This window comes from Streptomyces marincola (assembly GCF_020410765.1).
Taxonomy (GTDB): domain Bacteria; phylum Actinomycetota; class Actinomycetes; order Streptomycetales; family Streptomycetaceae; genus Streptomyces; species Streptomyces marincola.
Window position 1 is genome coordinate 6,604,626 of record NZ_CP084541.1, and the last position, 24,395, is coordinate 6,629,020.

20 protein-coding genes and 2 pseudogenes are annotated in these 24,395 nt (G+C 69.3%); 13 read left to right on the top strand and 9 right to left on the bottom strand.

The window, feature by feature from the left end:
• The first annotated feature begins 91 nt into the window (after nucleotides 1-91).
• Together LC193_RS28765 and LC193_RS28770 are read left to right on the top strand one after the other, a co-directional pair.
• The gene (locus tag LC193_RS28765) at nucleotides 92-1,789 is read left to right on the top strand and encodes a SpoIIE family protein phosphatase (RefSeq protein WP_318842198.1); all 1,698 of its coding nucleotides are present in this window, start codon (nucleotides 92-94) and stop codon (nucleotides 1,787-1,789) included.
• An 813-nt stretch (nucleotides 1,790-2,602) separates the two neighbouring features.
• Nucleotides 2,603-3,346, top strand: coding sequence for a PP2C family protein-serine/threonine phosphatase (locus tag LC193_RS28770; protein ID WP_226078378.1), 744 nt, complete (start codon nucleotides 2,603-2,605; stop codon nucleotides 3,344-3,346).
• 391 nt (nucleotides 3,347-3,737) lie between these two features.
• Here the strand turns inward: LC193_RS28770 and LC193_RS28775 are convergent, their stop codons facing one another.
• On the bottom strand, nucleotides 3,738-5,114 hold the full coding sequence (locus LC193_RS28775) for a hypothetical protein (protein WP_226078380.1): 1,377 nt from the start codon (nucleotides 5,112-5,114) through the stop codon (nucleotides 3,738-3,740).
• Nucleotides 5,115-5,148: 34 nt separating this feature from the next.
• Between LC193_RS28775 and LC193_RS28780 the strand changes: the two genes are divergently transcribed.
• The 4 genes and pseudogenes from LC193_RS28780 to LC193_RS28795 all read left to right on the top strand — a co-directional run bounded on the left by LC193_RS28780 (nucleotide 5,149) and on the right by LC193_RS28795 (nucleotide 8,198).
• The gene (locus tag LC193_RS28780; RefSeq protein ID WP_226078382.1) at nucleotides 5,149-5,355 is read left to right on the top strand and encodes a hypothetical protein; all 207 of its coding nucleotides are present in this window, start codon (nucleotides 5,149-5,151) and stop codon (nucleotides 5,353-5,355) included.
• A gap of 802 nt (nucleotides 5,356-6,157) precedes the next feature.
• A pseudogene (locus tag LC193_RS28785) lies at nucleotides 6,158-6,914 on the top strand (DUF6192 family protein).
• A 28-nt stretch (nucleotides 6,915-6,942) separates the two neighbouring features.
• The gene (locus tag LC193_RS28790; RefSeq protein WP_226078384.1) at nucleotides 6,943-7,122 is read left to right on the top strand and encodes a hypothetical protein; all 180 of its coding nucleotides are present in this window, start codon (nucleotides 6,943-6,945) and stop codon (nucleotides 7,120-7,122) included.
• A 368-nt stretch (nucleotides 7,123-7,490) separates the two neighbouring features.
• Nucleotides 7,491-8,198, top strand: a complete 708-nt coding sequence (locus tag LC193_RS28795) for an IS5 family transposase (protein WP_264086287.1) — start codon at nucleotides 7,491-7,493, stop codon at nucleotides 8,196-8,198.
• Between the two features lie 68 nt (nucleotides 8,199-8,266).
• Here LC193_RS28795 and LC193_RS29260 read toward each other — a convergent pair whose 3' ends face one another.
• The 5 genes from LC193_RS29260 to LC193_RS28820 all read right to left on the bottom strand — a co-directional run bounded on the left by LC193_RS29260 (nucleotide 8,267) and on the right by LC193_RS28820 (nucleotide 12,928).
• Entirely contained in the window at nucleotides 8,267-8,824 is a 558-nt protein-coding gene (locus tag LC193_RS29260; RefSeq protein WP_226078388.1) for a histidine phosphatase family protein, read from the bottom strand.
• Between the two features lie 102 nt (nucleotides 8,825-8,926).
• Nucleotides 8,927-9,517, bottom strand: a complete 591-nt coding sequence (locus tag LC193_RS28805) for a phosphotransferase (RefSeq protein WP_226078390.1) — start codon at nucleotides 9,515-9,517, stop codon at nucleotides 8,927-8,929.
• Nucleotides 9,518-9,822: 305 nt separating this feature from the next.
• Nucleotides 9,823-11,259 carry an NF041680 family putative transposase gene (locus tag LC193_RS28810; protein WP_226078392.1) on the bottom strand — a complete coding sequence of 479 codons (1,437 nt, stop codon included), beginning with the start codon at nucleotides 11,257-11,259 and terminating at the stop codon, nucleotides 9,823-9,825.
• Nucleotides 11,260-11,487: 228 nt separating this feature from the next.
• Nucleotides 11,488-11,736 carry a hypothetical protein gene (locus tag LC193_RS28815; protein WP_226078399.1) on the bottom strand — a complete coding sequence of 83 codons (249 nt, stop codon included), beginning with the start codon at nucleotides 11,734-11,736 and terminating at the stop codon, nucleotides 11,488-11,490.
• A gap of 334 nt (nucleotides 11,737-12,070) precedes the next feature.
• The gene (locus LC193_RS28820; RefSeq protein WP_226078401.1) at nucleotides 12,071-12,928 is read right to left on the bottom strand and encodes a hypothetical protein; all 858 of its coding nucleotides are present in this window, start codon (nucleotides 12,926-12,928) and stop codon (nucleotides 12,071-12,073) included.
• 330 nt (nucleotides 12,929-13,258) lie between these two features.
• Here LC193_RS28820 and LC193_RS28825 point away from each other — a divergent pair, with 330 nt between their 5' ends.
• Nucleotides 13,259-13,876: a hypothetical protein gene (locus LC193_RS28825; protein WP_226078403.1), complete on the top strand. Its 618-nt coding sequence runs from the start codon at nucleotides 13,259-13,261 to the stop codon at nucleotides 13,874-13,876.
• Between the two features lie 270 nt (nucleotides 13,877-14,146).
• Here the strand turns inward: LC193_RS28825 and LC193_RS28830 are convergent, their stop codons facing one another.
• From LC193_RS28830 to LC193_RS28840, 3 genes and pseudogenes are all read right to left on the bottom strand, one after another.
• Nucleotides 14,147-14,824, bottom strand: coding sequence for a hypothetical protein (locus LC193_RS28830; protein ID WP_226078405.1), 678 nt, complete (start codon nucleotides 14,822-14,824; stop codon nucleotides 14,147-14,149).
• 84 nt (nucleotides 14,825-14,908) lie between these two features.
• Nucleotides 14,909-15,523 (bottom strand): hypothetical protein, encoded by a 615-nt coding sequence (locus LC193_RS28835; RefSeq protein ID WP_226078407.1) that lies wholly within the window; start codon nucleotides 15,521-15,523, stop codon nucleotides 14,909-14,911.
• A 240-nt stretch (nucleotides 15,524-15,763) separates the two neighbouring features.
• Nucleotides 15,764-16,565, bottom strand: a pseudogene (locus tag LC193_RS28840) (SAM-dependent methyltransferase).
• A gap of 408 nt (nucleotides 16,566-16,973) precedes the next feature.
• Here LC193_RS28840 and shc point away from each other — a divergent pair.
• The 6 genes from shc to LC193_RS28870 all read left to right on the top strand — a co-directional run.
• Nucleotides 16,974-18,920: a squalene--hopene cyclase gene (gene shc / locus LC193_RS28845; protein ID WP_226078409.1), complete on the top strand. Its 1,947-nt coding sequence runs from the start codon at nucleotides 16,974-16,976 to the stop codon at nucleotides 18,918-18,920.
• Nucleotides 18,907-20,031, top strand: a complete 1,125-nt coding sequence (locus LC193_RS28850; RefSeq protein ID WP_226078411.1) for a UbiA family prenyltransferase — start codon at nucleotides 18,907-18,909, stop codon at nucleotides 20,029-20,031. The genes shc and LC193_RS28850 overlap by 14 nt, the downstream gene beginning before the upstream one ends.
• Before the next feature lie 163 nt (nucleotides 20,032-20,194).
• Nucleotides 20,195-21,466, top strand: coding sequence for a cytochrome P450 (locus LC193_RS28855; protein WP_226078412.1), 1,272 nt, complete (start codon nucleotides 20,195-20,197; stop codon nucleotides 21,464-21,466).
• Between the two features lie 82 nt (nucleotides 21,467-21,548).
• Complete coding sequence (locus LC193_RS28860; RefSeq protein WP_226078413.1) at nucleotides 21,549-21,959, top strand: Mpo1-like protein; 411 nt, start codon at nucleotides 21,549-21,551, stop codon at nucleotides 21,957-21,959.
• Nucleotides 21,956-23,587: a DUF6875 domain-containing protein gene (locus LC193_RS28865; RefSeq protein ID WP_226078414.1), complete on the top strand. Its 1,632-nt coding sequence runs from the start codon at nucleotides 21,956-21,958 to the stop codon at nucleotides 23,585-23,587. Before LC193_RS28860 ends, LC193_RS28865 begins: the two co-directional genes overlap by 4 nt.
• A 148-nt stretch (nucleotides 23,588-23,735) precedes the next feature.
• Nucleotides 23,736-24,395, top strand: a 660-nt coding sequence (locus tag LC193_RS28870) for a cytochrome P450 (protein ID WP_226078415.1), incomplete at its 3' end; no start/stop codon positions are given.

Below are 24,395 nucleotides of genomic sequence, written 5' to 3' on the forward strand. Positions count from 1 at the left end.
TTGTGTTCTCCCCTCCACTCGGGGAGTGGAAAGGAGTGCGCGGGACTTTGAGGGGTGTGGGTGCCGTCGTTCGTGAGCGTAGGGAGTCGTCATGGCACGCGAGTCGGGTCTGCGGGAGGGGGGTGTCGGCCGCCTGGGCATGGGGGCGGCGTTGGAACGCGTAAGCGCTGGCGTGTGCGCTGTGGATGAGGCAGGGCGTGTCGTCTGGGCGAATGAACGCGCTTCGGGGCTGTTGGCGCGTCCTGTCGCGGAACTTGTTGGTCGGAATGCCCGTGAGTTGCTGTGCCGCGACGCTGAGGGGCAACCACCGGGTCGGGGTGATCACGCGTGGTCTGGGCCGTTGCCGTCCCAAGAGGAAGCCGGGTTCAATCAGACCACGTTCCTGCGTCATGACGGCGCCTTGCTGCCTATGCAGTGGTTCTTCCTGCCTTGTGGGGCCAATGACCAGGGTGTGGCTGGACTGATTGTCTTCCAGTTCGCTGGGCGAGTGGAAGGCAATGCCGGTTCACCGCGCGCTGTGACAGAGTTGGAACGGTTGGCCCTGTTGGCTGAGACGACGGCTCAGTTGATCGACAACCTCGATGTGCGTCAGGCTTTGCGGCGTGTGGTGGGGTTGATGTTGCCGCGGCTGGCAGATTGGGCTGTCGTCGATCTGATCACAGAGGCAAGCGAAGTGAGCCGCTCTCTGGTCGTCCGGGCGCAAGCTGGGACTTTGGAAGTGCACGAGGAACTACAGGGGCCCATGCCGCCGGTGCCGGAGACGTCCACAATGCCTCTGTCGAAGGCTTTGCGAGGTGCGGCCTCCACGCTTACTGGCCCGGAGGCTTACGAGGGGCCACCCGACAGCGGTATCGCGGTGGAGCAGCGCAGGCTGTTCGAGATGACGGGCATCCAGGCTGCCGCCATCGCCCCCATCCGCGGCCCCCGTGAAGTACTGGGTGCTCTCACCTTGGGCCGACTGAGTCGTGCTGAGGCTTTCGACGCCGGAGACCTCAGTCTGTTGGAGGACATAGCGCGGCGTATCGGTATCGCCCTGGAGAACGCACGTCATTACCAGCGCCAACGGCAGGTCGCGGAGACCATGCAGCGTTATCTGCTGCCCCAGCTTCCGGAACTGTCCGGTGTGGAAATGGCGGCGCGTTATGTATCCGCCCCGGACGCCTCGCACGTCGGCGGCGACTGGTACGACGCGTTCACCTTGCCCCGCGGCGACACTGCGCTGGCCATTGGCGACGTCGTCGGGCACGATTTGGAAGCTGCGGCCGGTATGGCACAGCTGCGTAACATGCTGCGCGCCTATGCGTGGTCACAGGATGAGCCCCCGCACCGTATCGTCGAGCGTCTGGACGAGGCGATGGGGCACATCACCGACGTCCGTATGGCCACTCTTATTCTGGCCCATCTGGTTCCCGATGACGCCGGCCGCTGGTCGCTGCGGTGGACCAGTGTCGGCCATCCACCCCCGCTGCTCGTCGACCATGAAGGTGTCACTCGTTTCCTCGACGAGGGCAACGGGCTTCTGCTCGGCACTGCTCTCTCTCAGCCGCGTCCCGACGCCCGCGTTGCCCTGTCCCCCGGATCGACCCTCGTGTTCTATACCGATGGGCTGATCGAAACTCGTGAGCAGCCACTCAACATCGGGCTGGAGCGCCTACGTCGCCATGCCGCCTCGCTGGCCCGCCGACCTCTGGACCGTTTCGTCGATCAGCTGCTGGAACGCACCCGTCCCGCGGACAACGACGACGACGTCGCCCTGCTCACTGTTCGTATCCCACACGGCATCGCCTAGTGTCCTGAGTCGGTGGTTCGTGTGCAGTATGCGGTGAGGGCTTCGAGGATTTCGCCCGCGATCCTGGTCCACACGAACGGCTCCACTCGTTGATCCAGCCGCAAATGTCCCGTCCCCGCTCGACGACGCTGCGGTGGGCCGAGCGGCGGAGTTTGCGGCAGGCCAACTCGGCGAACCAGCGCTCGACGAGGATGAGCCAGGAGGGGGTGAAGCGTGGGTGTCGCAGTAGCCACTACCCCGACCACGACCGAAGCCGCATGAGTCCCTCGTCGTCGTGGGGCACAGCTCCAGCGCTGTGAACCACGGGAAGCCGTACCCCTTGCCAGGAAGGCCCGCCACGACCGTACCCGGTCGGCCACGAAGCATGGAACGAGCGCCGGAGCCGGACTCCGCTCGCAGTGGGCGTCAGCCACCGACCAGACCGGTCCCGGGGCGCCCAGCGCCTCGAATCGCCGAGGCCGCGTAACGCCGGGGCGAAGCCGGCGGCGCTGCCCGCTGATCCGGGCTCCAGGCCGCAGGGCGACTTGCCGCCGCCAGGGTCGACAGCCGCTCGCGGCGGCGTCGCCGTGCCCTTCCACCCGGACGAGCAGCGCGTTCAGCTCCTGGACGGTGTCGAACGCGTCGGAGTCCTGAAAGTACAGGCGTCGAGCCTGGACAAGCCGACCGTTCTACTCTGCCACTCCCTGGCGTCCCTGATCACCCTCATCGTCCTGGACAAGGCCGGCTACAGCGACGACTACGCCACCGCAACGCGTGCCCACCCCATGAGCCTGCCCGCCGAAATGGTCCGCGCCTTCCTGCCCTCACGCACCAATGGTCCGCGCCTTCCTGCCCTCACGCACCATCGGCACCGGCCAGGTCACCTCCAACGCCGTCCTCGAACCCGCCTACGAACTGGGCGGCGATGCCTTCGAGCACAGCATCATCGGCCACTGCCTGCACGCGGCCGTCTTCGACGCCATGGGACACGACCTGCAGGCCGGCCTGACCTCCTCGGTCGCCCTGGCCGCCAACCGCAACACCCGCCGCCGCGGCGCCGACCTCGCCGAGACCGCGCACAGCATCGACCACGCCTTGGCCGACGTGTTCCCCGACCGGTACGCCACCGCCGTCCTGAGCCACCTCGACCTGATCACCGGACGCCTGACGTGGATCAACTGCGGCCACCCCGCCCCTCTGCTCATCCGGGGCAGAGAGGTCGTGCACGGAGCGATGGACCGCCCCAGCGAACTCCCCCTGGGCTTGGGAGCCTGCCAGCCGGACAACGTGCGCACCACCCACCACATCCAGCTTGAACCCGGCGACCGCGTCCTCCTCTACACCGACGGCGTCACCGACGCACGCTCCCGCAGCGGCGAACGTTTCGGTGAAGGCGGCTTCGCCGACTTCATCATCCGGGCGATGGCCGCCGGTGAAGCCGCCCCCGAAGCCCTGCGCCGTCTCATGCACACCCTCCTCACGCACAAGCAGCAAGGCCGGCTCACCGACGACGCCACCATCGTCCTGTTCGAATGGCACCCCGCCGCCCCGCCCGGTACCCGACCCTCCGGCGTCTGAGGGCGGCTTCGGGAACCACTCCCGGACCGGTGTGCCGAACCGCGGCCTCGTGCGGTCGACCGTCTCCCGCCGCACCCTGACTGCCAGCCAGCGCCATGCCCACTGCTCGGGCAGCGTCCTCTCTCTCGACGTCCCGCACCGCAGTCGGAGCGCGCAAGCCGTACTCCCGCCCGTGCGGCGCCAAGCGTCCGCTCGCCCCTGTGCCACAGCTCCTCCCCGAGACCCACAGCAAGCGACACATGACGGTGGCCGGTCGGACCATTCCGTAAAGGGGCGGGAGGGCCGGATACTGCTCAGCCCGTTCCGCGTGACAGGCAATCCGAACGACAGCTCAACAGCGGTGCACTGTACGGCCGTCCCATCGCATGGAGTCGGCGCCGGCGGGGGGAGGTCATGCATCCGGTCCGTTGAAGCCCTGCTCCGTGATCGGCGGTTCGTCCTGGCGAGGGCCGCTGGCGCCGGGGTCATGATCCAGCTCCTGCCAGCGCTGCGCAGATGTTTCGTCCGTGGCGGTGGAAGTGTCGTCCGCGACGGGGGAGCGGCTGGGGGTGCGGTCGTCCAGGGTGATGGTGACGGGGCCGCCTTCGGGAGCGAGGTCGTCGAGGGCGGCGGCGATGCGGTCGTAGGCGGTCGCGGCCAGCGCCCAGTCGCCGTCGTCCGCCGTGTGGGAGTGCCGGGTGCCGCGCAGGGTGATCAGCAGGGCGATGAGGGAGCGGCCGGAGAGGGTGGCCGCGATGCGGTGGTCGCCGTGGTCGGCGATCTGCGGCGGCATGCGGAAGTGGGGGTGGCGAGCGGCTTGGCTGGTGAGGAATTCCCAGATGTCTCGGTGGCTCACCAGGCGTGCGGTCGATACCGACGCGGCCCGGCGCAGCCGTTCCCGGTGGAGGTGTGGGTCTTCTGCCTGTTCCGGTGCGGTCCGCGAGGGGGCGTCGGCCGGTCGCGGGACGGCGACGTGGGAGGTCACGGTGAGTGCGGCGATCTGATCGGCGAGCGGGCTGATCTGCTCAGTGATGTCTTCGCGGGTGGCGGCGGCGCGGCAGGTCTCGGTGAGTGCGGCGATCTCGCTGGCGAGCGCTCCAACCTGCTCGGCCACCTCCTCACGGGTCGGGAGCGCGACGACGTCCTGGGCGAGTGAGCTGATGCGACTGCGAACGTGCTCGCGTTCCGCCTCGGCCGAGAGCAGGTCCCGCGCCGTGGTGTCAGTCGTCTCCTGAAGCGCGGCGAGGCGGTTCCCGAAGTCCAGGTCGTACAACGGCCGTAGCTCGTCGCGGAGGGCCGCCAGGACCGCGCTGGAAATCTGCTCCAGCGTCGGGGCGGGCTGGGTGGGCGAGGGGTCCTCCCCGGCCTGGGGTACTGGCGGCGGCGAAAGGGAAAGGGCGCTGTGCGCGGAAACGTCAGGACTCCAGGAGGCGCTTCGGGGCTGGCCGGAGACCGGCGCGGAAGGCGCCTCGGCGGGTGCGGCCGAAGGGCTCATGAGGCGCTCTTTCAAGACCTGGATGTCGTCGCGCAGCAGATCCAACGTTCGCTGCACGTTCCCGATGTCCTCCCGCGCGAGAACGCCCTTCTGCGTGGCGCGCACGTCGGTGCGCATGCGGCTCAGCTCCGCGTTCACCGCCTCGGCGGCGTCGTGGTGTGCTCGCTCGCCGGCGTTGGTCACGCCGTCGAACCCCTCCCGCAGCATGGTCCGCATCTCGCTGCGCATGTCGGTCACAGTGCTGTGCAGCATGCCGATGGAGTTGGAGAAATCCTCGCGGGTGTTCCGGGGCAAGGCAGGGCCCTTTCGTGAGGTCAGGTGCGGCCCTGTGATTCTGGCGATGCTCCAGATGGGTGAAACTCGAACATGTCGTCGCACTGGCGGCGTCGCGCGCTACGGACGATGGCGCGCCGTCGGTGCACTCGGCTTCGCCGCGATCTTCCTCCACAGCTGCATCAAGCTCGTGCTCACCGCCGCGACCGGCTTCAGCGCCACCGAGGTTCCCCGCTGCTGGCCGTCGTCGGCATCGGCATGACCGCCGGTACCGCGCTCGGCGGCCGACTGGCCGACCACCCGCCGCCCAAGACGCTGTACGTGGGCATCTCCCCGCTCACGGTGTCGCCGGCGGTGTACGCGCTGATCCCGCAGAGCCCGATCACGGCCTCGATCATGATCTACCTGATCGGCGCGACCGCGTTCGCCGCGATCCGGACATACAGGCGCGCCTCAGCCCGAGGAGGCCGCGGCCATGGGGTCGCCGAGCGGGGTCGGCGTGCTGCTGGCGCTGGCCGGTCCTGGACGGTCGGCGTGGAGCGGGCGAGGTCGGTGTACTGCTCGACGCGGTGTCGGGTGCGGGCCTGCCGCGAGAGGCGGGAGTCGCGTAAGGGCATTACGGAAACGCCGTAGCCGAACGCCTCGGCCGACCCAGTGGCCCCGGTGTCGTGTACGGGTTGGTTGGCGCGCGGGGTCGTGGCTTCCTCCACTCCCTGTTTGCGCCTGCCGCCGGGGCTCGCGCCCGCGTCACCGTGGTGGGTGACGCGGGCCGGTGCCACGTTGACGGCCCGTGCGGTGGCTGTCCCCCGGCTCGCCTTCGAGGTGGTGGCTGGTTATGGCGGAGCGGGTGGGCAACGTCTCCCGGGAGCGTTACGAGCAGCTCGTCGCTGAAGGGCGGGAGTTGGTCGCGCAGGTGGCGCGGGCGCAGTTCGCGCTCGGTGACGGCGCTGGAGATCGAGCCGATGCGGCCGGTGGGCGGGTCGATGCCGAACGGCAGCGAGGACTTGTTCACCGTGCAGGAGTCACTGGGCCTGTTCGCGCACGACATCGGGGTGGCCACCTCGATGGTGGAGGACTGGCGGTGGGTCGCGTCCCGCTGGCCGAAGGGGCGGCGGGCGGATGGGGTGTCGTTCACCGTCCACAAGATCCTGGCGTCGGTGACCGGCGACGCCGAGCGGTGGGCAGCGATCGAGGACGTGCCGTTCGACCGGCACGGTCACCGGCGCTGGACCGGACGCCGCGAGGCGGCTGGTCGGGTAGCGGGTGGACCGGCCGGCGACGGTCGAGGAGAAGGTGCAGGCGGTCACCGATCTGACGCGGGACGGCGACATCGCCGGGCGGGTGGCGGCGGACCTGCCGGAGACCGTCGGCCGGCTCCCGACCGAGGACCGGATGCGGGTGGTCCGCGAGCTCACCCGGGACGACGAGGTGGCCACTCGGGTGACCGCCGATCTCCTGCGGCGCCCGGAAGTCGCGCAGGAGACGATGCGGGACGACACCGCCCGCTTTCTGGTCAACCGGGCTCAGTTCGACAACTCCCACCGCACCCGCGAGGAGATCCGCGAGCGGACCCCGGCGGTCCGCCGGATCGAGCACAGCATGGAGTATGTGGACCTGGTCGGCTCCTGCCACCAGTTCGTCGCCACCCTCGGCCGCCTGGTCCCGCGCCTGCGTGGGCAGGAGTTCAGCGAGAACGAGCGCGAAACCGTCCGGCGGGGGATAGCGAAGGTCCGCGCCGCGACCGACTGGTTGGAAGGCGTGATCGACGCGGGCGAGTTCACCCTGAACGAACAGCTCGCCCGGCTGCTGAAGGGCGAGTGAACCGGTGGCCCGCCGCGAGGCACGGCCGGTGGCCGTGCACTACGGCGACCTGGTGCGGGCCGCCCTGATGGAAGCCCGCCCCGCCGGCTTGCAGACCCGGCAGCTCATCGCCGCCACCCGCCTCACACGCTCGCAGGTCGCACGCGGCATCCAGCACCTGTGCGACGTCGGCGCGGCCGAACACCTGACTCCCATCATCTGGCGCTGACGGGACGGCTACCTGTTCTCCGACGACCCGGGGGACTGGATCGAATACGAGAAGCGGCAGTTCCTGGAGATCCTCCACCGGCTCACCCGGATGATCACGGGCACGCTCGACCCGCACCTGGCCCGCCACCCGGACGACGAATGGGCCCAGCTGGCCATCGCCCAGCTCACCGCCGTCCGCGCCACACTGGCCCAGCTCACCCGATAACCCCGAAACCGAGCCGAGCCGGAGATGCCCGCACCCCGCCGACGCCGCTACCCCTCCGACACCACCGCCGCGGAATGGGCCCTGATCGAGCCGCTGCTGCCCGTCCCAGCCTGCCAGACGAAGACCGGCGGACGGCCGGAGAAGTGGCCGCGGCGCACCGCGTGGACGCCATCCGCTACATCGTGGACAACGGCGCGAAGTGGCGGGCCCTGCCCGCCGACTTCCCGCCCTGGGAGACCGTCTACGCAGTCTTCGCCCGCTGGAACCGGGCCGGCGTGGTGGCCTGGATACGCGACCAGCTCCGCCGCCGCATCCGCACCGGCGCCGGCCGCTGCCCCTACCCCGTCACGCTGATCGTGGACTCGCAGTCGGTGAAAGGCGCCTTCACCGTCGGGCAGGCAAGCCGCGGCTACGATGCGGGCAAGAAAATCAACGGCCGCAAGCGACATATCGCCGTCGACACCCTCGGTCTCCCGGAGATGATCACGGTGACCCCGGCCGAACATGACCGACCGGGAAGCCGCCCGCGAACTCCTCTGGCGCCTTCTCCTCACTCACCCCCCCAGCTCACCCAGGTTTGGGCCGACTCCGCCTACGTCGGCCAACTGGTCACCTGGGCCGGCGAACGCCGCTGCCTCGCCCTGCGCACCGTCTCCCGGCCTCGAGGCACGAAAGGGTTCGTCGTCCTCCCCCGCCGCTGGCGCGTCGAGCGCACCATCGGCTGGCTGATGAACGCCCGCGGCAACGTCCGCGACTACGAGCGCCTGCCTCAACACTCAGAGGCTCATTTGACCTGGGCACTCATCACGCTGATGACCCGCAGGCTGACCCGCAAAGGCACCCGGCCGAACTGGTCGAAGAAGCCCTGACTGCACGCGCCTCGGGCCCCTACTCGCCAGCCGCCATAGCGATCGAGCGCGGCCGGTGGCTGATGGGGTCAGGCGCGCGTGCTCGGGGCGCGATGCAGATGGGCGCGCGTGAATCGTCCGTCCTCGAAGTCGAGCCGTACGCCGTCCAGGTGCCCGAAGGCCTTACCCCACAATGAGTGATCCGCGTCGGGAAGACAGCTGACCAGTGTTGGTTCAATGGAGCCCCCGTGCGACACGATGAGCGCACCGTTGCCATCCGGCACGGACCGGACCACCTCAGTCCAGATCCTCCGGTGCTCCGCTGCCACGGCGGCGAGTCCTCCGCCGTTTGCGATCAATTCGGCGTAGCGGACATACGGTCGAGGCCAGGCCCACTGATCGTGGTGCTCAATTTCACCCGCAACGTAACCAGACGGCAGGACGACGGTGTCATCTACGGCCCACCCCAGAGCGACTGCCGTCTCAATCGCCCTGGGTGACGCACTGGTCACCACATGCGCGAAGGGTCCCAGCCCGACGCCAACAGCACGTGCAAGCGCGACCCCGTGCGCGGACAGGTGCGAACCGCGACCGCGGGCCGCTCCCTTCTTCGTCGGCGCATGCCGCCGAACCTCTAACCACTGCATTTCCTGAGCCTATGGGCGCAACGAGCGCGAACTCGGCGACTCCGCCACAAGAGTGGGCCACCCACATGCCCCGACCTGCTACGGCGAGTCAAACACGGCTTCCTACTCGACCAGGTGGCGGTTGGCCCGGCTCCAGGCGACTCGTTGGCCCAGCTCGTCGAGATGGCCTTCGGCGACCCAGTGGACGTGAGGCTGGTTGCCCCGCTCGGCGAGCCGGCGGACCTGTTCGATTGTGTCCTGCTGGACATCAATGACAGCGTCGACCAGCCCGGTGGTGGAGGTCAGACCGTAGGCCGTGGCGAACAGCTCCAGACGGTGGCGTCGATCGGGCGGCTCGGAGTACTGAAGCCAGCGCAGGCACTCGTCATCATCCCGGAACGGCGCGACGTACTCCAAGGCGTAGGCGACGTTATACAGGCGGCGGGCCGGCCGGGCGTAGTCCCAGTCCAGAATCCCTACGGGGGCCGCGCCCCGCCAGACGATGTTCCACGGGCCGAAATCGCCGTGACAGACCACCTCGCCCTCGCCCGGCCTGCTCTCGCCGGTGCACCAGCTCAGGCCCTCGGGCAGGCGAAAGCCCGCGACCGCGTCGTGATCCCCACGCAGGAAGCGGGCGAAGGCAACCAGGCCGGCGTCGTCGACCACCCTGGCCCAGCCCTGCGGCCCGGACTCGCCGTCCAGATAGCTGAGCACCTCGCGTCCTTCGTCATCGATCCCTCTCACCCGTGGCGAGTACGGAAAGTCTACGTCTTCCCGATACCGGAGCAGGGCGTGAACAGCCGGAGTCCACGGATACACGGGCCGCCGGACGGTATCGCCCACGCGCACCACCCTGCGGTACCGATCTTCCTGTAACAAAGATTCATCGATCATGCCTGGAAAGCCCCCCTTGCTCAACACCACGACGTTCTCACCAAAACCTGATCATGGCCGACAGCTCCGCGCACAGCCACATGTTTTCGTCGCCTCGGTTCTCAAACACCCATTAAGCTTGTTCTTTAACCTTTCAACCGTTGCAGGGCGATGAGTGTCTTCTCGCGGCGAACGGTTTTGCCCACGTCGCAGCGGGGTGCCAGGCGCCTGTTCCTGGTGCCGGGTGGTCGCCCGGGGCCGGGTCGGTGGGGTTTCGGTGCTCTGGCGGGGCAGGGCATGTGCTGGCGGAGGTTCCGAAACGTCCGGCGGACCCGGGCCGGGGTGAGCCGGCCGTGTGCAGCTGGCTTCTCCCACGGGTGCCGCAGGTCCTGGGCCAGGGGGCGGGCGAGCCGGAGCTGGGTGTAGGCGGCGATGATCAGCCACGTCCACCGGTCGGCCGCTTCCGGCTCGCGCAGTCGGGGTTTGGTCCAGCCCAGCGTCTGCTTGAACAGCCGGAACGTGTGCTCCAGGTCGAAGCGCCGCAGGAACGCCTGCCAGGCCCGGTCGATGTCCGCATCGGTGGCACCGGTCTTCGAGGACCACAACCACACCGCCGGCGCCTCCCGGCCTTTCGACAGGTGCTTGACCTCCAGCCGGATCAACGTCCCTTCGATCAACGGGAGTACGCCCACATGATCCAGCCAGGCGGCCCGGTGGGTCAGCCGCGGGTGGACTCGGTCCCACGCCTGGGTGACGGCCTTGCCGTAGTTGGCGGTGGCGGTGCGGGTGGTGACTGCCGGTTCCGGCCAGGTCTCGGGCTTGGCAAAGCGGAACTCCGGCCCGTGCTTGGGCGGCCGGCCGTTCGTCCCAGGCAGCCGCGGCGGCTTCGGTAACCGCATTACGCGGTCGCCGCGGACGCGGCCGACCAGCTCGACCGGAAGGTCGCGCAGGACCCAGGCCAGGCGGGTGACGTCGTAGCCGGCGTCGGTCACGACGAGGATGTCCGGCTCGCCGGGCTGCCACTGGCCCGCGGTGATGAGCCGGTCGACGACATCGCGGAGCTGGGTGGCGGTGACCGCGGTGGCGTCGCCGACCGGGCCGAGTCGGACGGCGTCCAGGATCTGCGCCCAGGACGTGGCGCCCATCTCCAGCACCGCGACGAACGAGTACGGCCAGCCGGGAATGAACTGCGAGGCCGTCTTCGCCCGGCCGTAGACGTGGCAGAACAGCCGCTCCGGTGAGCACGGCGCATCCGACCGCAGCCACGGTGAGACGTCCACCGCCAGTACCAGGCGCCCGTCGGGAAACCGGGGCAGGGGTAGGCCGGCCAGCACCGACCGCAGCCTGTCGGTGTCGATCCGGCCCTGGTTGAGGCCGTCGTACATCGCGCCGTGCCCGCGACGGTGCTCGGGCAGCAAGGTCAGCTCCACCGCCGAGTGCACCGCACCCGGCGCACACAACACCGCGTCCGCCAGCTCGAACAGCTCGTCGCCCCGGACGGTCAGACACGCGTACAACTCGTCCCGGAAGCGTGACGCTTCCGCGAACGCATCCCCTGGAACAGTCTGAGGCAGCAGACTCACCCTCACGGCCTTCGTCGTGGTCACGTGCACCTTGGTCGGAGCACATGATCAGGCGAAGGCCGCCTCAGCGTCCGGCGAATGCCCAGGTGAGTGGCCTAGTTCGAAGCTCATTTCGACGCTGGAGGTTAAAGAACAAGCTAAGGGCTTCCGGTATTCGTGCCTGGTTGCCACGCGGGCGGGTGACGCGCAGTGGCCGGGCTTGTTGACGTTCGCGGGCCCCGCGTTCGGTCAGTCGGTGTGGGTGATGCGGACGACGAACACGGTCAGGACGCCGGAGCTGACCCAGTAGACCGTGACGGCGCCGGCTACCGGCGCCTGCCGCCGGTCGCGGTTCTCGTCGAGTGCCTGTCCGTGGACGTAGGGGGCGGCGGCGATGTCGGCCACGGCGGCCTCGAACAGCCGGCGGCGCTGGCTGCTCATCTTCCGCAGCGCATCCCGTGCCTGGTCGTTGTACTGGAGGCGGTACCGGCGGCTCACGCGTTCAGGTCCCCGGCCGCGCTGAACCCGGTGAAGTCCCCCGCCTCCTCGCCCGCGACCGTAGAACGACACCGATGCACACATTGTTGTCATGCTCGCTGGATGAGCCCGCGGAGCGGAAGTCGGCCGGCGCTACCTGGCCCGGGCGCGGCGTTCCCCGCGCGGCGCGCGGGGAACGCGTTCGACGCCGATCGGTGATGACATGTGTGGTGAAAGCGCCCCCGGTCTCGTGCAGACCAGCAACGGGGGGCCGATTGGAGGCGTTCATGGCGCCGGGGTGCTGCCGGCGTGTTGGAGCAGGCCGCGGGGGAGTGGCGTCCGGCCCTGCGGGGTGTCAGCTGTTGAGGTCGAACACGCTCCAGGTGGTGAACGGTTCGGCCTGGACGTAGATCCTGCTTCCTCGGGCGGCGACCCGCCGGCGGCCGGGGGCATCACCGTTGGGCAGGGTGAGCAGGCCGACGTCTGTTGGCTGGACGGAAGTTTCGCTGAGTTCTCCGTGGGCGAGCCGGTTCCGCTCCTCGCCGTAGCCGCCGTAGAAGGCGACCCGGTGTCTGTGGACGGCCACCGCGCGGGCGCCCCGTATGCGGTTCGTCCACACCGTCACGCGCTGGTCGGGGCGTATTTCGACGAGCGGGAAGTCCGTGTAGGTGCAGGCCCAGGCGGAGGTGCCCGACACGTTCAGGGCGTAGCAGTCGACAAGACCGGGGATGCGGGCGCCGTCCCACGTCCAGGTGAGCTGGCCTGTGGCGTTCCAGCGGCGGATTCCTGCCGGGTTCTCGTCGAAGTGCCCGACCCAGATGTGGCCGGCCTCATCCGTCAGCAGGTGCTCGATGGCGTCCCCGACGAAGAAGGACGCGGCCTGGCGGCCGAGCGCGTCGAAGATCTGGACCTGGTCCCTGTCCTCGTGCCCGCGGGCACGCGACGTGGCAACGAGGAACCTGCCGTCGGGCAGACGGCCCAGGTACGACCCGCTGGCCCGCACGGCGCTCAGCTCGGTGAGCTCGACGTTGCCGTCCGGATGGACGGAGACGACCAGGGCGTCGACGAGCGGGACATCGCCGCCGGGCTGCGGAGCACGTTCGGCCAGCAGCCAGTGGGCGCCACCGAAGACATCGACCGTACTGGTCACGATATGGCGGCCGTGGTGGGCGCGGGGAAGGCGGGCGTAGGGAATGAGGGCGGTCTTCTGCACGCGCGGGCTCTCCTGAGTGGGCGGTCACGGCCATCGGGCGCTTCGGTGAGGGGCGTTCGGCGGCGCGCGAGCGGTGGAGAGCAGACTGGGGAGCCTAGACGGCATGGCCCTTCCTGATCGTCACGCGGTGATCATCGTCGACATCCGACCCCGTGACAATCCTTTTCGACGCGTCGCCCACACTGGAGTCAGCCCGCCGGTAGTGGGGGAGCCCATGGAACTGCCACAGGCCGGTGAAGAACTGCTCCAGCGGCGGTCGCGCGGTGTGGAGTCGAGACGATTCGCCCTTGGGAGGGGGCCGTGTCGGATTCTTGAACGTTGGAGGGGGATGTGGCAAGGCCGCAGGAAGTGGTGTCGGGGCTGCTGCCCGAGGTCCTACGTGCTGAAGTCGCGCCGGAGAGCTGTCCGGCCTGGCTGCTGCGCCCCGGGCGCGCGGAATGCGTGCAGATGTGGGAGACCGTGGCAGCGGTCTACCGGGCACTGACCGGTCTGGTGCTGCCCGAGCAGGCGCCGCCACGCGAGCGCCGCCGCCTGGACGCGGTGCTCAGATACGCCGACGGGCGCCAGCAGATCCTCGAGATCGACGAACGCCAGCACTTCACCGGCGCCCGGGCCACAACCCTGGAGTGCTACCCTGCCGACGCCGCGCTCGGGTTCGACGCCAGGGTCTGGCTGGCCCGTTCCCGGACGCTGGCGGGACGCGAACCCGCAGGAGGGTTCGCTGCTCCTCGCCCGCCCCTCTTCCCCGGCGCCGGTGGCCGCCACCGCCAGCGCGCCTTCCGAGACACGCTGGCCGATCTCCTGCCGCCCGCGCACGGCTGGCTTCCGACCTTGCGGATCAGCGACATCGAGGTCACCGCCGTGGCTGCCGCAGCGGACCCGGCGGCAGCACTGCGCCTGCTGCTGGCCGCCCGCGGTGTTCCCCAGTCCCGCCTCCTGCCAGGATGACGCGGTCGGCACGCGCCTCGCCGCCCCCACGCCGTCAGCGGCGCAGTCGCCGGCAGACGGCAGACGGCAGACGCGATGAGGATGCTGGCGTTTGCGTTGCGTGGACGTCGAGGGAGATGAGCGGAGCGACGCTATCGAGGGGCGCTCCGAGGGCCACTGCCGCGGTGATGACTCTGGCTACGGCGTCGCCCGTCTCTGCGGCACCGGGCCTACGGGAACTGCCCCCGCAACAGCCTTCGCCCTCTCCGCTCACCCCTGCCAAGCCGGCGGCTACGTGGACGGCCGCGCCGCTGACCGGTAGAGCGCGGCGATCACATGCTCGATGTCTTTGCCGTTGCGCAGCCGGGAGCGGACGGGGACACCCCCGACCCGGGCCGCCTCCAGCACATCCGGGGTGAAGCGGTGATACCGCAGCTCCCGTACTGCCTCGGGCCGCCGCAGCCCGACCACCGCGACCCAGGCAAGGAACTCCTCCTGGTCGGTGACTACCTGGCGCCATGCCTGCGCCAGGGCCCAGGCTTCCGGCCGGCGGTACCAGTGCAGGGTGGCCAAGACCATGTCGAAGACGAAGACCTGAAAGCTCGGCCCACCCGGCCGCGGGCGGCCACCGCGCTGCCGCGGACGGCCGCCGCGTGGCTGGTGCCTGTGATCCAGACCCAGTTCGAGCCCGTACGACTGGGCCATCTGGGCGGGTGAGAGCGGCCTGGTGCGGCGCTTCGGCATGTTGGCCGGGGTCGGCGCCGCGCCGGAGTTGGCGGGCACATGGCCGCGCAGGAACCGGGCGATGGCGGCGGGGTCGCGGGGCCGGCTGAACCTGAGGAGCGGCACCGCGGCCGGGCGGGGCCTGCCCGCGTCGTCGTTGTCCGCCGCCTCCTGGTCCTCCTCGTCGTGCTTCACCAGCGCCGCGTCGATCCCCGCGCGGCCGTCGTCGTTCAGCCTCTCGACCATCACGGGATCATGACGCGGACGGGCGGAACGGCGCCACCGAATTGACGCGGTCCCGGCGCCGCGGCGCGGGACCGAGCCGACCGCTCAGGGCGCGCTCCCCTCGACCAGCGGCCGCAGCTCCTCCTCCAGCGCATCGCTCTCCACGCGCTGCCAATACGTCGACGGGGGAGCGTACGACGTCTCCGGGCAACTCTCGTCCGGGCTGGTCGTACCGTCCAGGCTGAACTCGGCGACCTGCTCGCCCGTCTTCGCCTCGAACACCCGGTAGATGTACCGCTCGGAAAACACCTCCGGATCGCGATCCCCGTACGGGGCGCCCCCCAGGTAGCTGCAATCGCCGACCTTCTCGCCCTCGAACTCGTCGTCCGAGTACTCGCACACCACCAGCTGGGTGAAGTCGTAGGGCGCCGACCCCGACCACTCCTGCGGTAGCTGAGGCACCTCCACCTCGGGAAGGGAGCCCGGCCGGAACAGCACGGCCGGATGCGGCCCTGGCCCGCTCCACGCCGGGCCGTCCGGGGAGTAGGCCACCACCGCCCCGGCGTCGAACGGGTCACCGCCACAGGCGTCGTAGCCGTCCCTGGTCTCCGGCGGCCCGGGCGGCATCGGGATCTCGCGGGGCTTCGGGCTGGTCGGCACCGCGGGCACCCCGTCGGTCGGCGGCTCCCCCTCGCCGCCGCACCCGCACAGCACGGCCACGGCGACCGCTCCGGGAACGACCCCGGCCCTCCGACGACGCGTACGTTTCACAAGACGCCCCTGCCCCCGAACGCCCATCCGGAATCCGGCCCGAGACGGGCGCCCCATCGTACAGCGCTGCGGAACACCGCGGTGCCAACACCTCGCCACCCCTCGCCCTTGATACCCGAGGACCGCCGCCGGGCAGCGGCCACCGGGGACGCGCGGCCGCTACCGCACGCCCCCGGACGCCACCCGCGCCTACGCGAGCTTCCGGCCAATCCCGCACAGCTCGTGTGTGATATCCGTCGCCGCCCCCACCTCGGCAAACTGAGGACGCCACTGCGGGCAGCGGAACAACCCCGGGCTCGACCAGCTCCAAACCGTCGAAGAACGCCACCATCTGGCCCGGGCTGCGCAGCGTATACGGCACCGCACCGCCCTCGTTGTACCGGCGCTGCGCCTCGGCGAACTCCAGGTTCGTGTCCGTCCCGTCGGCCAGCGCCACATAACTGCCCGCGGGCAGCCCCTCGACCAAGCGGCGAACGATGGCGTGCGGCCGCTCCTCATCGCCGATGTGCCCCAGCACGCCGAGCATGGTCAACGCGACCGGGCGGGAGAAGTCCAGCCGCTCGGCCGCGGCGGCCAGGATCGCGTCGGGATCGCGCACATCGGCCTCCACGTAATACGTGCGGCCCTCCGGCGAACTCGTCAGCAGCGCCCCCGCATGGGCGAGCACCAGCGGATCGTTGTCCACATACACGATGTGCGCCTCCGGCGCGACGCGCTGCGCAAGCTCATGAGTGTTGTCCTGGGTGGGCAGCCCCGTCCCGATATCGAGAAACTGCCGTATCCCCGCCTCACCGGCCAGGAACCGCACCGCCCGGCCCAGGAAATACCGCTGCCCACGGGCGATGTCCACAATACCGGGGAACGCCTCCCGATAGGCCTCACCGGCCACCCGGTCGACCTCGTAGTAGTCCTTGCCTCCCAATAAGTAGTTCCAAATGCGGGCCGAATGCGGTACCGACGTGTCGATGGGCCGCGACGCGCTCTCGCTCATGCTCACGCTCCTCTGCTCAGCGGATACGGCCCCATCCCACCATGCGGACGCCCCGCCAGCCCTTCCGGCCCCACCCCGAACGGCCCCGACAAGCAAGGCAGTTCGGCCAAGTCCGGCAGCCCCCGCGCCCCCACCCGCCGGGCGCGGCTACCACTCCGCAGGCGTGACCGGTCCCGAACGGCCTGCGATACACCTGTGAGCCGTTGCCCGAGACGGCAGACAAGCAAGGGATACCTGGCCGCGCACGTGGCGGAAAGCCGTCCGTGGCTCGTTACCCCGGTGCACAAGTCTGCCCCAGCAGAAGGAAGCGATCTTGGCGCTCATTCCGCAAAGGCTCTTGGTACCGCAACGAGCACCACAACAGTGCGTGCACCGATCGGCCCACCGCGAAGGGGGCCCGGTCGCCCCATGAACGACATCCACGCCCACAACACCCTCGCACGCGGAATCGACAACCTCCTGGCGCGCCAACTCGACGACGGACACTGGTACGAAGGACCGCACACCAACGTCAGCGCCGAATCGGCCGACATCATCGCCCGACACTGCCTGGGCATCACCGACACGGCCGCCCTCGAACGCACCGCCCTGCGAGTACGCCGAGGACAGCACGACGACGGGTCCTGGCCCATGTTCCCCGGCGGGCCTGGGCACCTGTCCGTCACCGCCGAGGCATACCTCGCGCTGCGGCTGGCCGGCGACCCGCCCGACGAGCCGCACATGCGGTCCGCCGCGCGATTCTGCCGCCGCCACGGCGGGCTCGGCGCAGCACGCACCGAAACCCACTTCTGGCTCGCGGTACTCGGCATCCGCGCCTGGGACCGCGTTCCGCCCATCCTGCCCGAACAGATCCTCTTCCCGGCCGGCACCCCGGTCGCAGTCCGCTCGCTGGGCGTATGGTCACGCCACCTGCTCACACCACTATCGGTCATCGCCGCCCAGCGCCCCATCTGGCCGGCCGGATTCGACCTGCCAGAACTGTACGACCCCACATCCCCAGCCGAGACCGCACCACCCGGCAAAGCCGAACAAGTCATGCGCGCCTACCACAAACACCCGCTGCGCCCACTGCGAGGCCGGGCACTGGCGCGGGCCGAACTATGGCTACTGCGCAACCAGCAGGCCAACGGCTCCTGGTTCCACGTCTTCCTGTTCACGGCACTGGGAACACTGGCCCTCAAAGCCCTCGGCTACACCACCGACAACAACGCCTACCGCTCCGCGCTCGCCGCGCTGGACAGCTTCGGCGCACCCCTCGAAACCCCCGACGGGACCGCACGCCGAATCGTCCCCTGCCCCGGACCCGTATGGGACACGGCCTACTCACTGCTCGCCCTGCTCGACGCAGGGGTGGAGCCCACCCACCCGGCGATCGAACGCGCCTGCACCTGGCTCATCGCCCAGCAGTCCACCAGCGGCGGCGACTGGCAACGCGACCGGCCCCGGGTACCTCCCGGCGGCTGGCCGTTCTCCCCGGGCCTCAACAACTACCCGGACCTGGACGACACCGCGATCGCCATCACCGCGCTCACCCGGCTCCGCGACAGCAACGGGCAACTGCCGCCCGCCGTGGCACCAGCGGTCGAACGCGGCCAAGCCTGGCTCGCCGGCCTCCAATCCCGCAAAGGAGGCTGGGCCGCCTACGAATCCGGCGACCTGTCACCGCTCACCGAACTCTCGCAACGCCTCCCCTACAACGACCACGGCCCGATGCTCGACGTACCCACCGCCGACGTCACCGGCCACGTCCTCGAAGCCCTCACCGCCGCCGCACCAGAAGGCGGAGCACGAAGGCCATCGGCCGCGGCCGAATGGCTCCTCGCCCAGCAAGAACCGGACGGCTCCTGGTTCGGCCGCTGGGGCGTCAACCACATCTACGGAACCGGAAGCGCCGTCCCCGGCCTCGTGGCCGCCGGAATCGGCCCCGGCGACCCACACATCCGACGCGCAGCGGACTGGCTGCGCCAACACCAGAACGCGGACGGCGGCTGGGGCGAGGACTGCCGGTCCTACGACGACCCGGCCCACCGCGGCCGCGGCCGAAGCACCCCCTCGCAGACCGCCTGGGCCCTGCTCGCCCTGCACGCCGCAGGCGTCGGCGCCGACGACAACCAGGTACGGGCCGCATTCACCTGGCTGGCCGACCACCAGCGCCCCGACGGCTCATGGGACGAAGAAGTCTTTACCGCGACCGGCCAGCCGGGCGAGATCTACTTCGCCTATCCGGCGATCGTCCAGGCAATGCCCGTCATCGCCCTCGGCCGATACCTCGCACCCACACAGCCCCCCGGCCAACCCGACCCACCGCACCCCCGGCTCACCGCGGAGCAGGAGAGCGGCCATGGCACCGCGTGACGGCGAAACCCTGTCCGAAGCCGAGCCGACGCACCGACAACCAGCCCAGAACTGGACAGCGCTGCCACCACACGAACTGGTGAACCTCGTCCGCCGCAGCCCAGGAACCGCAGGCCCCGCGCGGACAGCACGCCTGCTGATCGCCCTGAGCAGACCGCGGACATGCACGCCCAGCCTGACCATTTACGCGCTCGGCTACGGCATCGTCGCCGGCGAAGTCCACTGGCAGTTCTGGCTCGGCGCCTTCCTGATGCTGACAACCGGAATGCTGGCCAACCTCTACAACGTCCACACCGACCTGGACGAGGACAGCGTCAACATGCCCGGCCGGCTCGGCCTGGTCGGCGAGATCGGCTGGCGCCGCTACCGCACCACCCTGGCCATCTGGAGCGCGGCAGTGGCGCTGTCCTCCATACCGCTCGGACCCGGCCCCCTCGGCATCTTCCTGCTCGTACTGGCAGGCTCCCACCAGTACTCCTACCGGCCACTGCGACTCAAAGCCAAGCCCGTCGCCGGCCTGCTCGGCTTCGCCCTCGCCGGCTACGGCCCTCTCATATTCGGCTACACCGTGGCCTGCACCGCCACCGGCCAAGCCGACCCGCCACCCAACCCGGACACGCTCCTGTGGCTGCTCGCCCTCATCACCCTGTGGCTCGTGGCAAAAGGCCTGGTGAAAAACGTGCCCGACTACGACGGCGACAAGCGCACCGGACTGCGCACCTCCGCCACCGTGTTCCCCACTCGACGAGCCGCCGCACTCGCAGCCGGTACCGCAACAGTCGGCGTGCACCTGGCCGCCCCGCTGTTCACCTTCCTCGCCCACGGAAACGAGGGCGCGGGCAGCCTCAGATGGCTGCTGCTGGTACCCGCCGTGCCGTTCGCCGTACTCCAGGCAATCCGAATGACCCGAGCCGTCGGCACCCACGCCAACAGCGTCCTCAAACAGGACATGTGGTTCACCTTCCTGTTCATCGCCCTGGTCCTCGCGCTCTCCGCACCCGCCGCGATCACCGCACCAGCGCTCGCCGCCACAGCACTGCTCATGGTCGCCGTCGACGCCCTCCGAGTCGACTCCCGCGAAAACAACCTCACCCGCACAACCACGGGCTGAACCCGCGGCGCCCGCACCCCGCCCCACCCCCAACCGATGGGAGAATGCCGTGACTTCACACCTGTCAGGGCCGGTGACCGCGCCCGGCGGCCGACGCCCGCGCCTACCCGGCCCACGGACGCCACGGCAAGTCGCGACGGCGCTCGACAGCTTCCGGGACTCGGTGGCCGCCGGAATGAGCCACCTGCACCACACCTACGGACCCGTCGCGGCCCTCGGCATCGGACCACTGCGCTGGACCTTCCTGTTCGGCACCGACGCCAACGAACTGGTACTCGGCAACACCGAAAACTTCGAATTCTCCTACGGCGGCCTCCAAGCCATCGCCGGCGACACCGCCCTCGTAGCCCTGCCGAACGCCGAAAACCGGACCATGCGACAACTGCTGCGCCCACTGTTCGATCGCGAACACGTGGACGCCTACGCCGACCGCGTCCTCGACCGGGTACGCGACCGCCTCGCAGCCTGGCCGCGGAACACGACAGTGGACGCCTACACCGAACTACGGCTCGCAGTGCGCCTGGCGTCCGTCGACTCCTTCATCGGCCCCGGCGTCCTCAACCGCGAAGGCAACACGCTCGACACCACCCTCGAACAACTCCACACCGTACTGAACCGCTCCTCCATCCTGACCCTGCTGGTATGGAACGCCCCCCGCCTGGGCCGACTACGGCTGCGAAAGCCCCTCAGCCGCATCGACCGGGTCGTGCACGCCGAAATCACCCGCAGGCGCTCCGGGGCCACACCCACACCGGATCCGATCGATCCCATCGGCTTCCTGCTGCGCCCCGGCATCTACCCCGAGCTGCCGGCCGGAGACCACACAGTCCGCGACACGGTCGTCAGCCTCCTCATCGCCAGCTACGACCCCACCAGCTCCGCGCTCGGCTGGTCGCTGTACGGCCTGCTGGCCAACCCGGAAGTCCTGGCCGAGGCGAAGCGGGAAGTCGCCCGCGAACTGGGCGACGAACCGGTGCGGGCCGCCACCGCGCGCCGGCTCAAATACCTCGGCCACGTAGTCGCGGAAGCCATCCGAGTCCACCCACCAGTAGTGGCGAGCGCCCGCCACTGCGTCAAAGGATTCGAAGTCCACGGCCACCGCATCCCCGCCGGCAGCCGCCTCATGCTCAGCCAGTTCACCTCCCACCGCTCGCCCGACTCCTGGCCCGACCCCGAACGATTCGACCCCGACCGGTGGGACAGGACCGGCACCGTGACCGCCGCCGTCCCGCCCGCCGCCTACTTCCCCTACGGCTCCCCACGCCGCAGGTGCCCCGGCAGCGGCATGGCCGCAGTCATCGTGCCCGCGGTACTCGCGGCCGTGCTACAGGCAGGGGACATCACCCTGGCCGACAACAGCCCACCCCGGCTCGACGGATTCGCCGCACTGCGGCCCAAAGCCGGACTCCCCGTGCGCGTCCACCAGTCGCACTGAGCCACACCAGAACACGAAACGCCGACGCGAACCGGCACCAAACAACGAAACAGACCAAACAACGAAACAGAGGGACACGACGATGACAACGATCAACCAGCCGAAGCCGGCCGTGGACAACAACACCACCGCGCCCAGAACCGCCCCGCTGGAACTGTCGAGCTTCGACCGCTACCTCCTGGCACACACCAAAGCCAGCACGCGGTGGGGCCACGTCGTCGCCATGGGCGCCGCCCTCGCAACCCCGGCAACAGCCCCGAAAGGCAAGCGCCTGCGCCGGACACTGCTGGGCGTGCCGGTATTCTTCTCCATCGCCTGGCCCAGCCACTTCATCTTCGAACGCAACATGCCGGTCGGATTCACCGACTCCAAAGCCGCATTCTCCGGCGACCTCCGCATGATCTGGATGATGGTCACCGGACGCAACCACGAACTCGCCGAGCGGATCGAGGAACTCCAGCGACTGCTCGCCGACCAGGCGGGCGACCGATGACGGCTGAGGACGTCCGACGCCTGATCTACGGGCAGATCGTGTCCAAAGCCGTGCAGACATTCGTCCTCCTCGGCCTGCCCAACCTCATGCGGGACGCCGAACACCCCCTCGAACAATTGACGCGGTCCGTCGGCGCCAACCCCACCTCACTGCGCCGCCTGCTGCGAGCACTGGCCGCCTTCCGAATCGTCCAGGAAACCGCCCACGACACCTTCGCCCTCGAACCACTCGGCCACCAACTACGCTCGGACACCCCCCGCACAGCACACCCGACCGCACTGCTGGCCGCCAACCTCGTAGGCCAGGCATGGGACGGAATGGCCCACGCCGTCCGCACCGGCAAACCCGCGTTCGAGGAGATCACCGGCACCCCGTTCTTCTCCTACCTGAGCGACAACCCGCCCCTCAGATCGATATTCGACGCCTCCCAAGCCGCCGGACTCCACGCCGAACTCCCCGGAATCCTCACCGCCCTCGGCCCCACCCCGCCCCGAGTCGCCGTGGACGTCGGCGGCGGTGACGGCGCACTGCTCGAACACATACTCACCCACCACCCCGGCACCCGCGGAGTCCTCCTGGACCGCCCAGAATCCCGCGAACCCGCCACCGCACGGATGAAGCGCGCCGGACTCGCAGACCGATTCACCTTCCACGCCGGGGACTTCCTCACCGACGACGTGCCGACGGGAGACCTGGTACTGCTCCGCCACATCGTGCACGACCTCGGGGACAACGACGCGGCCACCGTCCTCCGCGCATGCGCGCACGCCCTGCCACCCGGCGGCAGACTCGCCCTCATCGAAATGGCCACACCGGAAACAGACGCACACCAAGACGAACTAGCCCGGGACACGGCCGTAATGGACCTCTACATGATGTGCCTGTTCGCCGGGGGACGCGAACGCAGCACACAGGAAATGACCGAGCTGCTTCACTCCAGCGGCCTCGACGTAGCAAACCGCACCCCCCTGCCCGGCGGCGCCGTACTGACCCTCGGCCGACCACACAAAACCGAAGAACTCGTCACAGAATGGTTCCGCACCTACCTGATGCGCGACCACCCCGAACTCGGCCGCCCCGGACCAGTCTGCCCATTCGTCGAACCAGCGCACCGGGCCGGCACGATCGCCATCGAACACGCAGAACACATCGACGGCGAAAACCCCACCGAACTACGCCGCCTGATACTCGAAACAGTCGCCAAGTTCCACGACAGAACATGGGACCACGGAAACAAAGCGCTACACTCACTCGTCCTCGTGCTCCCGCAACTCAGCCGCGCCGGCTGCCAACAACTCGACCAGACACAGGCAGACCTAAAACCCGAACTCGCCACGCGCGGCCTGATGATGGGCCAATTCCACAAACACTGCGCCGAAACCGCAGCACGAAACCACACCTTCCCCGTATCTCAGTCGCCGGTACCCCTCATCGCGATCAGAAACATGGCGCTCCACGACATCCTGTTCCTGCACCACGATGCCAGATGCTTCCACGCATACGCCGAACGATTCGGCAACCGCTTCGCCAAAGGCGGCGTCGCCGACCCACTGTTCGTACAGCACTACGAACGCGCGGCCGCCCGCTTCCGACCGGACCAGACCAGCGGACAAGACGAAACAGCGTGACACGCGCCCAGCAAACCCCGCCGGTGGCGCCCCCGGCCGCCAAGACGACCCCGAAAACCGGCACCCCAGCCCTCCACTTGATCAGCCCAAAAACAGGCAAGACCCGCGCCCCAACCGCCGACAGCGCCCGCAAAAGACAGGTCACACAATGAGCACCAGTACCGCATTCACCCACGCCACAGCCCCCGGCGCCCTACCCATACTGGGACACGCCCCCCACCTGATGCGCAACCCCCTGAAGTTCCTCGGCTCCCTGTCCAGGCACGGCGACCTAGTCACCATCCGCCTCGGCCCCCGACAAGCCCACGTACCCTGCCACCCCGAAATCGTGCGCCACATGCTGGTCGAATACCGCACCTTCGACAAAGGCGGCCCACTCTACGAGCGAGCCCGAGAAGTCTTCGGAGAAAGCCTGGGCCTCTGCCCCCACGCCCGACACCGCCACCAACGCCGCATGCTGCAACCCGCATTCAGCGCAGACAACATCGCAGCCTACGGCGCCATCATGGAACAGCAAATCACCGCACTCACCGCCTCCTGGCACAGCGGACACACCTTCGAAGCGTTCCCGACCTTCTTCCGCCTGAGCGCAAACACAGCGATGCGCATGATCTTCGGCGCCGGCTGCACAGACGAAGCAGCCACCGCCGTGCAGCAGTCGATCGCCACCCTCACCCGCGGCCTGGCCGTAGACCTCCTGCTCCCCAAAGCCACCCAAAGCCTCCCCCTGCCCGTCATACGCCGACAAACCAAAGTCCGCGAAACATTCCTCACCTCCATAGACCGCCTCGTCGAAGAACACCGCGTA